Annotated in this window: 10 protein-coding genes; 7 read left to right on the top strand and 3 right to left on the bottom strand. The window is 65.8% G+C overall.

The annotated features are described in order from the left end of the window. The 3 genes from AB3X98_RS40575 to AB3X98_RS40585 all read left to right on the top strand — a co-directional run. A partial coding sequence (locus AB3X98_RS40575) for a hypothetical protein (RefSeq protein ID WP_368607067.1) occupies nt 1-218 on the top strand: 218 nt, incomplete at its 5' end. A 139-nt stretch (nt 219-357) separates the two neighbouring features. After that, complete coding sequence (locus AB3X98_RS40580; RefSeq protein WP_368607066.1) at nt 358-780, top strand: hypothetical protein; 423 nt, start codon at nt 358-360, stop codon at nt 778-780. A 210-nt stretch (nt 781-990) separates the two neighbouring features. After that, entirely contained in the window at nt 991-2,118 is a 1,128-nt protein-coding gene (locus tag AB3X98_RS40585; protein ID WP_368607069.1) for an aminotransferase class V-fold PLP-dependent enzyme, read from the top strand. Nucleotides 2,119-2,210: 92 nt separating this feature from the next. On the opposite strand, the gene AB3X98_RS40590 is transcribed toward AB3X98_RS40585, so the two are convergent. Together AB3X98_RS40590 and AB3X98_RS40595 are read right to left on the bottom strand one after the other, a co-directional pair. After that, complete coding sequence (locus tag AB3X98_RS40590; protein WP_368607065.1) at nt 2,211-2,906, bottom strand: 4-carboxy-4-hydroxy-2-oxoadipate aldolase/oxaloacetate decarboxylase; 696 nt, start codon at nt 2,904-2,906, stop codon at nt 2,211-2,213. Further along, the gene (locus AB3X98_RS40595; RefSeq protein WP_368607064.1) at nt 2,903-3,634 is read right to left on the bottom strand and encodes a PIG-L deacetylase family protein; all 732 of its coding nucleotides are present in this window, start codon (nt 3,632-3,634) and stop codon (nt 2,903-2,905) included. Before AB3X98_RS40595 ends, AB3X98_RS40590 begins: the two co-directional genes overlap by 4 nt. A gap of 451 nt (nt 3,635-4,085) precedes the next feature. Between AB3X98_RS40595 and AB3X98_RS40600 the strand changes: the two genes are divergently transcribed. Beyond that, nucleotides 4,086-5,918, top strand: a complete 1,833-nt coding sequence (locus tag AB3X98_RS40600; RefSeq protein WP_368607063.1) for a TonB-dependent receptor — start codon at nt 4,086-4,088, stop codon at nt 5,916-5,918. Nucleotides 5,919-6,019: 101 nt separating this feature from the next. On the opposite strand, the gene AB3X98_RS40605 is transcribed toward AB3X98_RS40600, so the two are convergent. After that, nucleotides 6,020-6,688: an O-methyltransferase gene (locus AB3X98_RS40605; RefSeq protein WP_368607062.1), complete on the bottom strand. Its 669-nt coding sequence runs from the start codon at nt 6,686-6,688 to the stop codon at nt 6,020-6,022. 469 nt (nt 6,689-7,157) lie between these two features. On the opposite strand from AB3X98_RS40605, the gene bcsB reads away from it, so the two are divergent. The 3 genes from bcsB (at nt 7,158) to AB3X98_RS40620 (ending at nt 15,027) form a co-directional block, all read left to right on the top strand. After that, nucleotides 7,158-9,575: a cellulose biosynthesis cyclic di-GMP-binding regulatory protein BcsB gene (bcsB, locus tag AB3X98_RS40610; RefSeq protein ID WP_368607061.1), complete on the top strand. Its 2,418-nt coding sequence runs from the start codon at nt 7,158-7,160 to the stop codon at nt 9,573-9,575. A 119-nt stretch (nt 9,576-9,694) separates the two neighbouring features. Beyond that, nucleotides 9,695-10,906 carry a cellulose synthase complex periplasmic endoglucanase BcsZ gene (bcsZ, locus tag AB3X98_RS40615; protein WP_368607068.1) on the top strand — a complete coding sequence of 404 codons (1,212 nt, stop codon included), beginning with the start codon at nt 9,695-9,697 and terminating at the stop codon, nt 10,904-10,906. Then, nucleotides 10,888-15,027 carry a cellulose synthase subunit BcsC-related outer membrane protein gene (locus AB3X98_RS40620; protein WP_368607060.1) on the top strand — a complete coding sequence of 1,380 codons (4,140 nt, stop codon included), beginning with the start codon at nt 10,888-10,890 and terminating at the stop codon, nt 15,025-15,027. The genes bcsZ and AB3X98_RS40620 overlap by 19 nt, the downstream gene beginning before the upstream one ends. Nucleotides 15,028-15,095 lie beyond the last annotated feature (68 nt).

Consider the following 15,095-nt stretch of genomic DNA (forward strand, 5'->3'; position numbering starts at 1 on the left):
CATCCTATTGCCCCGCCGACGCGGCGCCGCCGGTGGTTCGTCGTCTCCGGCGGCTACGCCGCCTCCGACTCCTCACCACCGGCCAAAACAAACGTCAACGACCGGCCAAGATAATTGTCGCCGCCCAGGCTCGAACCGGTGCCAGTCGTGGCGCCGCTATTCGCGGCGACTTTGCCTGCGGGTGTGGACATGAAAATCTTCTGCCGGGTGATGAGTGACAGGTAGATCGTAGTGGCCACATGACGGAGCGATAATTCGCAGATTCTTCATAAGCCCGATTCCCGACGAGAATAGCCATGAGCGGCAGCAGCGGCCGCCCCAGAGCGGTTATGCTGTGCGTCAACGCAGGAGGCATGCATGGCAGAAACGTGGCAATTCCAGGTCCGCATCACCGTCGTGCCCGAGTTGGCCGATGCGCTGCGGGACAACCGCTCCTACGCGGGGCGCAACTTACTCGAAGCCGTCTTGCGCGATCACGACGCCTCCTTGAAGTGCCAGTTCGACGCATTCGCCGATTATGTCGAAGAGGCGGAACGCGCCGGGCGGGAACGTTATCCGCTATATCAATGGACGAAAGAGACGATCGCCAATCCAGCGAAAAAGGCGAAGTACCTGAAGTCGTTCGCGATATACGTTCGCGGTGAAGCGGTCTACGACAGGGAAAGCGCCGACGGGCTGTATGCTCGGCTCTCGGCCCTCGCTGACCAGCTGGGCATCGAAAGCGTGAACCGGTTCGACACGAACCCGGCCAACAATCCGCAGCCGCCCGCGCGCACGTGAGACAGACACCGGTTCTGCCGCATCGCACCATTGCCCCGGGCCACCAGGCGCTTTGTACTTGCGCCAGATAGCACAGAAAAATATGCCCCAGCCTGCAGACGGCATTCGTTAGAATCTATTTTCGTCGCGACAACCAACCCATCTGCATGGGTGCAGCAGCATCGAATCGCACATGCTGCTCACCTTGTTCATCCTTTATCGGAGGCGAGCGTGTCAGGTTTACTTCCCAATGTCGACCGCGAGGGACTCCTCGAATATTCAGTGGTTTACACCGACCGCTCGATCAATCACATGTCGCAGCTCTTTCAGGGCGTCATGCGGGATATCTCCAGCTCCCTGAAAAAAGTCTACAACGCGAAGTCGGTCGTGATCGTCCCAGGCAGCGGGACTTTCGGCATGGAAGCCGTTGCCCGGCAGTTCGCAACGAACAGGAAGTGCCTCGTCATTCGCAATGGCTGGTTCAGTTTCCGCTGGTCGCAGATTTTCGACATGGGCAGCATTCCCTCTGAATCGATCGTGTTGAAGGCGCGCCCGGTCGAACAGGGAAGGCAGGCCGCCTATGCGCCGCCCCCGGTCGAAGAAGTCGTCGCGGCGATCAAGGAGAACAAGCCCGATCTGGTCTTTGCGCCGCATGTCGAAACCGCATCGGGAATGATGCTGCCCGATGCGTATCTGCGCGCGGTGGCCGACGCCGTGCATGCCGTAGGCGGCATGTTCGTACTCGACTGCATCGCCTCCGGTACGGTCTGGGTCGACATGGAGAAAAGCGGCGTCGATATCCTGATCAGCGCACCGCAAAAGGGCTGGAGCGCGTCACCCTGTTGCGCGCTCGTCATGCTCGGGCCGCTCGCGCGCGAACGGATCGACGCAACGACCAGCACCAGCTTCGCCTGCGATCTTCGCAAGTGGCTGCAGATCATGGAAGCCTATGAGAGCGGCGGATTCGCTTACCACGCAACCATGCCCACGGACAGTCTCGCGACGCTGCGCGACGTGATCAAGGAAACCGAGGCATACGGCTTTGACAAGGTAATGGCGGAGCAGCTCGAACTCGGCAAGCGTATTCGCTCGCTGCTCGTGAGCAAGGGTTTCCGAAGCGTCGCGGCCGAAGGTTTCGAGGCACCGGGCGTCGTGGTCAGCTATTCGGACGACGACGGCATACGATCCGGCAAGAAGTTCGCCGATGCCGGCGTGCAGATCGCGGCTGGCGTTCCCCTCCAATGCGACGAGCCTGAAGACTTCAAGACCTTCCGTATCGGCTTGTTCGGCCTCGAAAAACTGCATGACATCGAAGGCACGGTCGCGAGGTTCGCGAAGGCGTTGGACCGCATTCTTTAACCCGCTTCGTCAGGTCATCGCGAAGCGAAACGAGCGCCCTTGCGGCGCTCGTTGTCGTTTTGGCGCCTCGTGTGAAGTCAAACGCTGCGGACTCAGGCGTCTGCCGGCGTGTCGACGTAGCGCAGACCCTTTTCGGCCAGGCGCTCGCGCATGCCGTAATAGTCGAGGCCGAGCGTGCCGCCCGCGAGCACCGCGCGCGTCTTTTCTTCCTTGGCGAGGCGCGCCTGGGTCGCTTCCACGACCTTCGCAACGGTGGCGAACGGCACCACGACCACGCCGTCGTCGTCGGCCACGATGACGTCGCCCGGATGCACGATCTGCTGCGCGCACACCACCGGCACGTTCACCGAACCGAGCGTTTCCTTCACCGTGCCTTGCGCCGAAACGGCCTTCGACCACACCGGGAAGTCCATCGCCTTCAGTGCGCGCACGTCGCGGCAACCCGCGTCGATGATCAGGCCGCGCACGCCGCGCGCCGCGAGTGAGGTGGCGAGCAGCTCCCCGAAGTAGCCATCTTCGCAAGGCGAAGTGGGTGCAGCCACCACCACGTCGCCTTCGCGACACTGCTCCACGGCCACGTGCAGCATCCAGTTGTCCGAGGGCGGCATGAGCACGGTCACGGCCGAGCCCGCGATCGCGGCGCCCGAATAAATGGGCCGCAGATGCGTGGCGAGCAGGCCGAGACGGCTTTGCGCCTCGTGCACGGTGGCCGTGCCGGCTTCCTTGAGGATTTCGATGTGACGCGCGTCGGCGCGCGGAATCTGGGTGACGACGACACCACGTTTCATGACAGATCTCCCACCACTGCGGGCGTCAGGCGCATATAGCCTTCCGCGTATTGAATGTCGCGCTTCGCCGTAATGCCGATGTTGCGCTTGGCCTGCACGCCGCGCTGTTGCGCGACACGCGTGTAGTACTCCCAAAGGTGTTCCTGGCCCGCCATGCATTCGATGGCGCGGCGTTTCACTTCCCACACTTCGGTGATGTCGAGGAAGGTGTTCGGAATCCACTCGCACTGCTCGGTCTGGTGCGGTTCGAATGCGTAGACCGGCGGCGCGCCGACGATCTTCTGCCCCGGATTGTGGCCTTCGGCCTGGGCGATGATGCGCGCTTCCTGCGCCACGTGCATCGCGAGCGGATGATCGAAGTTGTACGGGTCTTTCTGCGAATGGCTCAACACGAACGCGGGCTGCACGTCGCGATAAACGTCGACGAGGCGCAGAAGCGCTTCATCGGAAACGCGCAGCGGGTAATCGCCCAGATCGAAGAACTCGCACTCCGCGCCCAGAATCTCGGCGGCGGCGAGCGCCTCCTCGCGGCGCGCGGCCTTCACTTTCTCGATGGTCATGTCGGGGCCCTTGCGCCAGAGCTTCGCAGACTCGCCGCGCTCGCCAAACGAGAGGCACACCACCTTCACGCGATAGCCGTTCTTCTTGTGCAGGGCAATCGCACCGCCCGCGCGCCATACGAAATCCGCGCTGTGTGCGCTCACCACGAGCATCGATTTTTCAGTCATTTCCGGTTCACCAGACGTCGAACATCACGAAGCCTCATTGTAGGTTTGAGCGCGCCGTGCGAACCAACGAAAGGACTGCCGAAAGGCATCGAATCTGCTTATCGGCGCCGCATGGAACGCGCCTCGAAAACGGGCCAGGCCGCGTCTTGCCCATGCGGCGTCAAGCGTCGCGCTGTGCATTGGTTGAGCGCGCAACGACGCTGGACGACGCCGCGCGTTCGCGCGGCGCACGCAAACCTTGTGACCCCGAATTTCCCAAGCTTTCGTTGCGCCCACATCGAATGCCCGACACTGAAATTGTTGCGTAAACGCCGAATACACCTACTGACAGCAATATTTAAATAACACGCATTCTCATTTGCAATACAATCCGCATACTTTTCCGGGCCGCTCATGGGGCCAGCTCCGCGAGCCCTGTCTGGCCGGCAAAGCATAACCATTCGATCCGGCCGTGCGCACCGCCTACGGTTACGGCAACTTCCAGGAGGTATACGTCATTCGCGGCTTCACGCTCGACAGCGACGATATCTCGCTCAACGGCCTGTACGGCATCACGCCGCGCCAGCTCGTCGAGACGGCTGCGCTCGAGCGCGTGGACATCTTCAAGGGTGCGAGCGCATTCCTGAACGGCGCGGCGCCCAACGGCACCTCGATCGGCGGCAGCGTGAACCTGCAACTGAAGCGCGCCGACGACAAGCCGCTCACGCGCGTGACGCTCGAAGGCAGCGCCTCGGGCGAGTTCGGCACGCATATCGACGTGGGCCGCCGCTTCGGCGACAACGACCAGTTCGGCATTCGCGTGAACCAGTACAACCGCGACGGCGAAACGAGCATCGACAACGAAATGCGCCGCGCCAACCAGACGGCCGTGGCGCTCGACTGGCGCGGCGAGAAGCTGCGTCTCGAAGGCGACTTCATGTATCAGCGTCAGCACGTTTCGGACGGCCGCCCCGTCGTCTACGTGCTCGGCGACGAAATTCCGGGTGTGCCCTCGGCCACGCACAAGTACGCACAGACCTGGTCGTATAGCGACGCGGAAGACACCGTCGGCATCCTGCGAGCCGAATACGACTTCCTGCCCGGCTGGACCGCGTATGTGACGGGCGGCGTGCGCCACACGAACGAGCATGGCGAATACTTCTCGCCCTACTACACCGATCCCACGACCACGACCGGCTCGCGCCTGGGCGTCGTGCGCAAGGAAGGCGCGACCTCGGCGGAAACGGGCGTGCGCGGCCACTTCAACACCGGTCCGGTGAGCCACTTCGTAACCGCGGGCGCCTCGATCGTGCGCGTGGAAACGCAGTCGGGCTGGACGCTTTCCAATTCGTTCCCGACCAGCCTCTACAGCGGCGTGCAGGTGCCGTATCCGGCGACGGCCTATCAGGCCGGCATGGACGGCAACCCGCCGATCACGGCACTGAACCTGATGCGCAGCGTCTCGGCCTCGGACACGCTCGGCTTCTTCCACGACCGCGTGCTGTTTACGGTGGGCGTGCGTCACCAGGAGATCCTGTCGAACGGCTACTCGTCGTCGACGCTGCTGCAGACCTCGAACTACAACGACTCGATCACCACGCCGCTGTTCGGCCTCGTCGTCAAGCCGTGGGAGAACGTCTCGATCTACGCGAACCGCAGCGAGTCGCTTTCGGCGGGCGGCATTGCGCCCCAGGGCACGACGAACTACGGCGACCAGCTCGCGCCGGAGCGCACGAAGCAGTATGAAGTGGGCGCGAAGTACGACAACGGCAAGTACGGCGCGCAGCTCGCGCTGTTCCAGCTCGAAAAGCCGCAGACCTACACCAACAGCGCGGGCGCCTATGTGGCCAACGGCAACGAGCGCCATCGCGGCGTGGAAGCGTCGGTGTTCGGCGAGGTGTACAAGGGCGTGCGTCTGATCGCGGGCGCAACCTGGATCAACGCCGTGCAACTCGACACCGACGGGGGTTCGACCGACGGCAAGACCCCGGTAGGCGTGCCGAGCTTCCTGCTCAACCTGGGCGCCGAATACGACGTGCCCGGGGTGCAGGGCCTCACGCTTTCGGCACGCTGGACGCATACGGGTCCGCAGTATTTCGATGCGGCCAACACCATGTCGATCAAGGCGTGGGACACCGTGGACATCGGCGCGCGCTATGCGACGAACGTGTTCGGCCGTCCGACTACGTTCCGCGCCAATGTTTATAACCTCGCCAACAAGGCGTACTGGTCGTCGACCAACGGTGGCTATCTGACGATGGGCGCGCCGCGTACCGTGTTGTTCTCGATGACGACGGACTTCTGACCGGCGATCGTCAGCGCGTCGCTAGACGGACGAAGGGCCGGGCAGTTCATCTGCCAGGCCCTTTTTGCCTTTGGCGCATGTGTATGGGCGATCGACGTTTGCTACCCGCCCACCACCGTGATCGCAAACCCGTCCCAGCCTTTGCTGCCCACCGTCTGCACAGCCGTGGTCGCAAGCCGCCTGTCGTTTCCAAGCATGTCGAAGTAGCGACGCAAGCCGACCACGTCGTCCTCGTGATGCGCGGGGTCGGCCACGCGCCCTTCGCGCACCACGTTATCGGCCACGATCACCGTACCCGGGCGCGAAAGCTGCAGCACGCGTTCGAGGTAATTCGGGTTGTTGCTCTTGTCCGCGTCGATAAACACGAAGTCGAACGGCGGCACGCCTTGCGCGACGAGCGCATCGAGCGATTCGAGCGCGAGGCCCGTCATGACCGTCACCTTCGCATCGAGCCCCGCCCGCGCGATGTTGGCCCGCGCAACGGCCGCGTTTTCCGGGCTGAATTCGAGCGACACCATCGCGCCGTCATCGGGCAGCGCGCGAGCGAGCCAGATCGCGCTATAGCCGCCCAGCGTGCCGATTTCGAGGATGCGCCGCGCGCCCTGGATGCGCGCGAGCAGATGCAGAAACTTGCCCTGATTCGGGGCCACGTTGATCGCGCGAAGGCCCGCTTTGGCGCTTGCGGCGAGCGCGCCGTCGAGCGCATCATCGGGACCGATCAGCCGCTCGCAGAACCAGTCGTCCACTGCTTGCCACGTTTGCTCGTTCATTACCCTGCTCCGCTTCTGGATCTGAGCCGCCAAGATTACCTCACCGCTCGCGACACTGCACATGCGCGAGGCGGCTGCATGCCTCATCGATTCGACGTCCTTAGTAATTGAATGAACCGGAGGGCCGGCTTTTGGCGCACCATCTCCGGCGACCGCGTTGCGCGCTCGCAACGCCACCGCCTTTCGTTGCGCGCGCAGGAATTGTCAAGCGCGCCGACCCGCCAGCCCAATCCGAGCGCCCAACTGTCAAACCGGCCGTCAGGCCGCGCCAGCCCGTCATCTGCGCGCTTTACGCAACGGGCATAAACACGCGCATTCATAGGGCGCGATCCTTGGCTCTCCGCTAAACTCCACCACACATTGACGCCGTTTCGAGATAACGCTTGGCGGCACCACGCCGCCAATAACCATAGCCGCTGTCTTTGCAAGATAAAGACAGCCACTGCGAAGAAAACAAAGGGCTGTTGCGATGCGACTCTCCGTTCAAGTTGGGCTGGGCGCGCTCGTCGCCGGATTACTGCTGGGGGCGAGCCTTTTCGCGGTGGACAAATCGGCTGTCGCCGCTACGCAGACGACAAAGGCGGCCGCGGCGGGAGCAAGCGACGTTCCCGCCTCCGCTCCCGCCGCAACGCCAGTTACGGCCTCCGCTGCGGCCGCTGCTTCCGCCCCTGTGACGGGGCCCGTTGTCATCCAGACGGCACCGGGCTCCGTCATTCCCGAGCCTGCCGCTTCGACGCCGCTCGGGCAGCCGCGCACGCGCACGTTCACGTTGCGCCAGATGGGTGCGTACGGGCCGATCCCGCTGCGCGGCCTCGATCCCACCGGCGGCATGAATGTAGACGTTCGCACCGACGAAGTCGTGACCAGCGCAAAGCTCAAGCTCGTCTACACCTACTCGCCCTCGCTGATCTTTTCGCTTTCGCATCTCAGGGTGTTTGTGAACGGTGAAGTCGTCGCGACGATTCCGCTCGTGAAGGAGACGGCCGGGCAGCTCGTGACGAGCGAGATCGATCTCGACCCGCGCCTTTTCACCGACTACAACCGCATCACCGTGCAGATGATCGCGCACTACACGCTCGATCATTGCGAGGATGCCTATCATTCGAGCCTCTGGGCCGACATCAGCCCCGACACGTCGCTCACGCTCAACACGGCGGGCATCGTGCTGCCCGACGACCTCGGGCTCTTGCCTGTGCCGTTCTTCGACCGCCACGACAACCGCCTCGTGCGCGTGCCCTTCGTACTCGCCGCCAACGCGGGCGTGCCCGTGTTGCACGCGGCGGGCGTCGTCTCGTCGTGGCTTGGCGCGCTCGCGAGCTATCGCGGCTCGCGCTTTCCGGTCTCGCGCACCGTGCCGCCCGACGCCAACGCCATTGCGCTCGTGCTGCCGGGCCAGGTGCCGGAGGGGCTGAACCTGCCGGAAATCAAGGGCCCCACGGTCTCGGTCATGGCGAACCCAGCCGCCGATCCGCAGTCGGGCCGCAAGCTCCTCGTGCTCGCGGGCCGCACGCCCGAGGAACTGCTGAACGCCGCCTACGCGGTCGCGCTCGGGCAGGCCGGCATGGCCGGCAACAGCGTGATGGTGAAGTCGATCGATCTCGGCCCGGCGCGCAAGCCCTACGACGCGCCGAACTGGGTGCCCACCGACCGCCCCGTGCTGTTCCGCGAGCTGGTGACGGACCCGCAGCAGCTCCAGGTATCGGGCTACAACCCGCCCGCGATCCGCGTGAATCTGCGCGTGCCCGCCGACCTCTATGCGTGGGCGCGGGGCAACGTGCCGCTCGACATCCGCTATCGCTACACGGCGCCTTCCGCATGGAACGACTCGGTGCTCAACGTGAGCATCAACGATCAACTCGTGCGCTCGCAACGGCTGCGTCCCGTCACGCGCGCCTCCGACGAAGCGCGCATCAACGTGCCGCTGCTTTCGGGCTCGGACACCCGTTCATCAACGAATCTGGAAATCCCCGCGTTCCGCGTGGGCAGCGACAACCAGTTCCAGTTCCAGTTCCATATCGATTCGCAGAAGACGGGGTTGTGCACCTCGACTGCCAACGATGTTGCGCGCGCGGCCGTCGATCCCGACTCGGTCATCGACTTCAGCGGCTTCGCGCACTACACGTCGCTGCCCAACCTCGCCTACTTCGCGAACAGCGGCTATCCGTTCACGCGCATGGCCGACCTCTCCGACACGGCCTTCGTGATTCCGGACCAACCCGACACGAAGGATCAGGAAGCCGTGCTCACGCTGCTCGGCCACATGGGCCAGTGGACGGGCCTCCCCTCGCTGCGCCTGACGATCGTGCCCGCCAGCCAGGTGGACAGCGTGCGCGACAGCAACCTGCTCGTGATCGGTTCGGGCTCGGGCGCGCAACTGCTCGAGAAGTGGGGCAATGACCTGCCGCTTCTCATCGAGCGCGGCAAGACCGAGGTGACCACGCGCGACCAGCGCAGCGGCTGGCCCGGCTGGCTCGGCGGCACCGAGGACGAGGACCCGACGCCGTCGGGCCGCTCGATCGTTACGCTCGGCGGACCGATGGCGGCGCTGATCGCCTTCGAGTCGCCGCTGAAGTCAGGCAGGAGCGTGGTGGCGCTCGCCGCGACTTCGTCGGCGCAGTTCGGCGACGTGCTCGACGCGCTCCAGGACGGCGGCAAGATCTCGCAGATGCACGGCGATCTCACGCTCGTGCGCGAAGGCCAGGTGGAGGGCCTGCGCGTGGGCAACCGCTATTTTGTCGGCGATCTGCCGTGGTATGCGCGCGCCTGGGTGTTTATCTCGCGCTACCCGGCACTGATGGCGCTCGCGGGCATTCTGGCCGGTCTGATCGTTGCGCTCACCGTGTTCTGGGCGCTCGGCCGCATGGCCTCCCGCCGCTCCGGGACCTGACGATGCGTCCGGGTTTGGCTACGCTCGCGCCCGCTCTGGCGCCCCGGCTCATGCGCTGGCTCGCGGCGGCCGCGTTTGCCTGCGCGCCGCTCGCACCGCTCGCGACATTGGCGCTGCTGATGCCGGCTGCGACAGCGCACGCGGCCGCGCCGGCCGCCAGCGCCAGTGCTGCAAAATCCGCCAGCCCCGCGGCCTGCGCCTGGCCCGCGTGGAACGCGTTTCGCAGCACGCTGCTGAGCGCCGACGGCCGCGTGATCGACGCGAGCACGCCGCGCCAGGTGACCGTTTCCGAAGGACAGTCCTACGCGCTATTTTTTGCGCTGGTCGCGAACGACCGCGCGAGCTTCGACAAAGTCCTTACGTGGACCGAAAACAATCTTGCGCAGGGCGACCTCGCCACGCATCTGCCGGCATGGATCTGGGGACGGCGCGACATCGGCGAGGACGGCAAGCCGGTTGCGGCGTCGGCAGCGTCTGGCACTTCAGGCGCCGCGCATGCCGGCGAGCCGCAGTGGGGCGTGATCGACAGCAACCCCGCCAGCGACGCCGACCTCTGGATCGCCTACACGCTGCTCGAAGCCGGACGCCTCTGGAACGAGCGCCGCTACACCGCGCTCGGCACGGTGATGGCCCGCAACATCGTGCGCGAGGAAACCGCCGTGCTGCCGGGTCTCGGCCGCACGGTGCTGCCGGGACCCGTGGGCTTTACGATCGGCAAGGACGGCTGGCGCCTGAACCCGAGCTACGTGCCGCTCCAGGTCATGCGGCGTTTCATGCTCGCGCTGCCGGAGGCGGGCGAATGGAAGGCGCTGCTCGCCTCGTCGGCGAGACTCGTCAACGAGACCGCGCCCAAGGGCTACTCGCCCGACTGGGTCGAATATCACGCGAAAGGCGGCTTCGCCCCCGACGCGCAAACGCACGCCGAAAGCGCGTACAACGCTATCCGCGTGTATCTGTGGGCCGGCATGCTCGCGAGCGACGACCCTCTGCGCGCCAGCACGCTCGCCACCTTCAGGCCGCTCGCGGATTTCGTCGGCGCGCACGGTTTTCCGCCGGAGCGCGTCGACACGACCACGGGCACAGCGGGGCCCAACGAGGGCAACGGCGGCTTTTCCGCCGCGGTCGCGCCGTATCTGTCGGCACTCGGCCGCAGCGATCTCGCGAACGCCCAGGTCGACCGCAGCCGCACGCTCGCGCAAAAGTCGCCGCCTGGCTACTACAGCAGCGTGCTGATGTTGTTCGGGCTCGGCTACCTCGACGGGCTCTACCATTTCGACGCGCAAGGTCGCGTTGCCCCAGCATGGACGAGCGCATGCCCCACGCCGCGCTGAACGCTCTCGTGTCTGCCCGCCGCGCCGCCCATTTGCGCAGTGCGCGCCGTGAGGCGCGGCGCGCGGCTGCGCACGCCTTGCGAGGCGAAGCGGTTTCACGCATGCCGCAACGCTTGTTGCCGAACATCGCACCGCGCCTCGTACCCAAACTCGTACCAAAACGCGTACCAGGATTCGCACCCAGACTCGCGCCGATCGTCGCGCTGCTCTTCGCGGCCTCGCCGTATCTGGCATCCGCGCAGGCGGGTCCGCAGCCGGCGGCCAACGCCGCCACGCCCTCCGCCCAGGCAGCGCAGTTGCTCTCGGCCGCACGCATGTGGGAAGGCAAGAATCGTCCGGATATCGCACGCGGGCTCGTGCAAAAAGCGCTGCTGTTCGACCCGCAGCAACCCGAGGCGCTCGCGTTGCTCGGCGAAATCGAGCTGCGCTCGAACCGCCCGGCCGAAGCCGCGAAAATCCTCGCGCAGCTCAAGAAGATCGCGCCCAATGCGAACGCAACGAAAGAACTCGACGACGCCTACCGCGTCGCCACGAGCGGCAAGATGGAGATGGCCCAGATCCGCCTGCTCTCGGCCGCCGGCAAGAGCGAGGAAGCCTCGGCGCGCCTGCTCAAGCTCTTTCCGAACGGCGCGCCCGCAGGCGATCTCGCGGGCGACTACTACCGCATCCTGGCCGGCACGACCGCGGGCCGCGCGCAGGCGATCAGCGAATTGCGCACGCGCGTGAAGCAGAATCCGAACGATCCCCGCCTCGCGCTGATCCTTGGCGACCTGCTCACCGACCGCGCCGACACGCGCATGGAAGGCCTCAACCTCATCTATCACGTGTACCAGCGGCAGGACAGCAACCGCGCGTTCGCGCTCGAACTGTGGCGGCGCGCGCTCGCGAGCGCGGGGCACGACGATCCCGCCTATTACGTGTGGTATCTGCGCTATCTGCAGGAAGTACCCGACGACTCCGACGCGAAGCAGACCGTCGCCGATCTCGGCAAGAAGCTCGGCGCGAAGGGCCAGGCGCAGGCGCAAGCCCTGGCGCAGAACCCATCGGCCGTCATTAGCGCGCCGCCGGCCACGGCCGCAGGCAACGCGCAAGCGTCAACCCAGGCGCGTGCACGGCCCCCCGGCCCCGGCGCCGCCGATCGCGCGCGCGGTCTGGCGCAACTCGATCGCGGCGATCTCAAGGATGCCGAAACCTCGCTGCAAAGCGCGCAGCGCGCGAACCCCAACGACGGCGAAACCATCGGCGCGCTCGGTCTCGTGCGGCTGCGCGAAGGCCGCCACGACGAAGCGCGCGAGCTGTTCGCGCGCGCCCTCAAGCTCGACCCGGACAACGCCGGCAAGTGGCGCAGCCTCGAAAAGACGGCCACCATCTGGGGCACCATTGCGAAGGCGCGCGAAGCCAATTCGCAGGGCAAGCCCGAAGAAGCCGAAACGCTCGCGCGCGAGGCGCTCAAGCTCGATCCGGGCAACACGACCGCCAGCGATATCCTCGGCAACGCGCTCATCGCGCAGAAGAAGTGGCCCGAAGCCGAAGCCGTGCTGCGGCCGCTCGTGAACGCGCCCAAGCCCGACATGGACGCGCTGCGCGGCCTTGTGACGGTGCTGCGCGAAACGGGCCGCGAAAGCGAGATCGAGCCGCTCATCGCCGCCACGACGCCGCGCGTGAGCGGTTCGAGCGCGGAGCAAAAGCAGCTGCTCGCCGAACTGCTCTTGATCCAGGCGGACCAGCTGCTCGCGGACAACCGCAAGAGCCCGGCCATCGCGAAACTCGAAGAAGCCGTGCGCCTCACGCCCCACGACGCATGGACGCGCTTCAGGCTCGCGCGCCAATATCGCGATCTGGGCTTGCCCGCACTGGGCCGCCAGGTCATGGAAGACGGCCTGAAGGCCTCTCAGGCGCCCGACATGCGCTACGCCACGGCGCTCTATCTGAATTCCGTGGACGACGTCGAAGCGGCCGCCGCGCAACTCGACGCGGTGCCCGAAGCACAGCGCAGCGAAGGTATGCGCGAGCTGATGGGCAATCTCGCCGCGCAGAAGAAGATCGCGCAGGCCCGCCAGCTCATCGCTCAGGGCAAGGAAGACGAGGCGCGCGCGCTGCTCGATTCCGCCGCCGCCAACGCGAACGCGGCCAACGACCCGCAGATGCTCGCCACGGTCGGGCGCGAGTGGATCGCGATCGGCGAGCCGGACCGGGGCCTGAAACTCGTGCAGGACTGGCTCGCGGCGCACCCCGACGACCCGGCGGCGAACGGCGCGCGCGTGCGCTACGGCGAGCTGCTGGCGGCGGCCAACCGCGACGACGCGTGGGCGAACTGGATCGACGCGACGCGCGATCAGCCCGGCATCACCGACGAACAGAAGGCCAGTCTCGACGACCAGGAGCTGCGCCTCGTCGCGCGCGAAACCGGCCGTCAGATCGAGGCGGGCGACCTGACGGGCGCCCGCCATACGCTCGACGCCGTGCCGGACCGCCTCAAGACGACCAAGCGCTGGCTGCTCGAAGACGTCGATCTGCGCGAGGCGAAGGGCGACTACAAGGGCGCAATGGCCTCCACGCAGAAGGTGCTCGTGACGCAACCCGACGACGCCGATGCACGCCTCGCCGTTGCGCGTATGCTGGAGCGCATGGGCCGAGACCGGGAGGCCGCCGACATGGTGCGCGCAGTGCTGGCCGACACCGCGGAGAACGACATCGACACGCGCCTTGCCGTGGCGCGGCGCTTCACCGCGCTCGGGCTGAACGACGAGGCTTCCGCCGTGGTCGATCCGTTGCGCGAGCAGTATCCGGACAACCCGGACATTACGATCCAGGCGGGGCGCGTTGCGCAGGCGCGCGGCAACTACAACGAAGCCGCGAGCCTCTATCGCACCTCGCGCACGCAGGAAGTGGCCGAAGGCACGCGGCCCGACGCCGACGGCACGACGTCGGCAGGCCGCGCGCTGCAGGGCCTGGAAGACCGCAAGCAGGGGCAGGTCGCGACCGGGTGGTATCAGTCGAACCTCTCGGGCGACCCCGGCATTTCCGAGCTGCACGCCACCGAAGTCCCGCTATACGTTCGCATTCCTGATGGCTATACGGGCCACTATTTCTTCCACGCCGATACGGTCTATCTGAATGCGGGCACGCTGCCCGGCAACGACCTCGACATCGCGTACAAGTACGGCAAGATCGCCGCGCTCGGCAACGCCGGGCTCGGTTCTGTCAACGAGACCGCGACGGGCGTCGCGCTCGCGGCGGGCTACGAGTTCAGCGGTGCGAACAATAGCTGGCGCGCCGACATCGGCAGCACGCCGGTGGGCTTCCCGATCACGAGCGTGCTGGGCGGCATTCAGTACCGCCACGACTTCCCGAGCGGTTCGTCGCTCTCGCTCGACGTCTCGCGCCGCCCTGTGACCGCGAGCCTGGTTTCCTATGCGGGCGGCATCGATCCGGTCACGGGCGAGAAGTGGGGCGGTGTCGTGCGCAACGGCTTCACCGTGCGCGGCGCGCAGGACTTCGGGCCGGGCACGATCTTCACGAGCATCGGCTTCGGCCTGCTGACCGGCACCAACGTGGAGACGAACCAGGAGTTCAAGGTTCGCAGCGGCTACGACTGGTCGGTGTTCAAGCGGCCCGACCAGATCGTGTCGAGCGGCCTCACGCTCAATTACTGGAAGTACTCGAAGAACGAACACAACTACACGTTCGGTAACGGCGGCTACTACAGTCCGCAGAGCTATTTTTCGGTCAGCATTCCGCTCGACTGGACCGGACGCTACAAGAAGCTTTCCTGGGAGATCGACGGATCGGTGGGCATGTCGTTCACGAACGAGAACGAGTCGCCGTTCTACCCGACGCGCCCAGGCCTGCAGGCCCAGGCGCTCGCGTTCATGAGCGCCAACGACCTCGGTTCGCCGTTCTTTGGCGGCGGCTCGGGCGGCGGCTTCAGCTATGCGGTCGAAGCGGCGGCCGAATATCGCGTGACGGAGCACTTCGTGGTGGGCGGCCGCTTCCGGCTCGACCGCTCGCGCGACTATGCGCCGAACGTAGGCGTGCTTTACCTGCGCTACTTCTTCTCCCCGCAAAAGGGTCCGGTGCCGTTCCCGCCGCGGCCGGTCGTCCCTTATTCGGCCTACTGACATGGCCACGGAGCGAGCGCGCATGACGACGATGAAAACCGCGACGATGAAATCCGCGAGACGAGCAA

It is taken from the genome of Paraburkholderia sp. BR14312 (assembly GCF_040948675.1).
Lineage (GTDB): Bacteria > Pseudomonadota > Gammaproteobacteria > Burkholderiales > Burkholderiaceae > Paraburkholderia > Paraburkholderia nodosa_A.

Excerpts from the sequence above, each read along its gene's own strand:
- AB3X98_RS40620 (WP_368607060.1), top strand. The coding sequence starts at position 10,888 with ATGCCCCACGCCGCGCTGAACGCTCTCGTGTCTGCCCGCCGCGCCGCC.
- AB3X98_RS40605 (WP_368607062.1), bottom strand. The coding sequence starts at position 6,688 with ATGAACGAGCAAACGTGGCAAGCAGTGGACGACTGGTTCTGCGAGCGG.
- bcsZ (WP_368607068.1), top strand. The coding sequence starts at position 9,695 with ATGCCGGCTGCGACAGCGCACGCGGCCGCGCCGGCCGCCAGCGCCAGT.
- AB3X98_RS40595 (WP_368607064.1), bottom strand. The coding sequence starts at position 3,634 with ATGACTGAAAAATCGATGCTCGTGGTGAGCGCACACAGCGCGGATTTC.
- AB3X98_RS40590 (WP_368607065.1), bottom strand. The coding sequence starts at position 2,906 with ATGAAACGTGGTGTCGTCGTCACCCAGATTCCGCGCGCCGACGCGCGT.
- bcsB (WP_368607061.1), top strand. The coding sequence starts at position 7,158 with ATGCGACTCTCCGTTCAAGTTGGGCTGGGCGCGCTCGTCGCCGGATTA.
- AB3X98_RS40580 (WP_368607066.1), top strand. The coding sequence starts at position 358 with ATGGCAGAAACGTGGCAATTCCAGGTCCGCATCACCGTCGTGCCCGAG.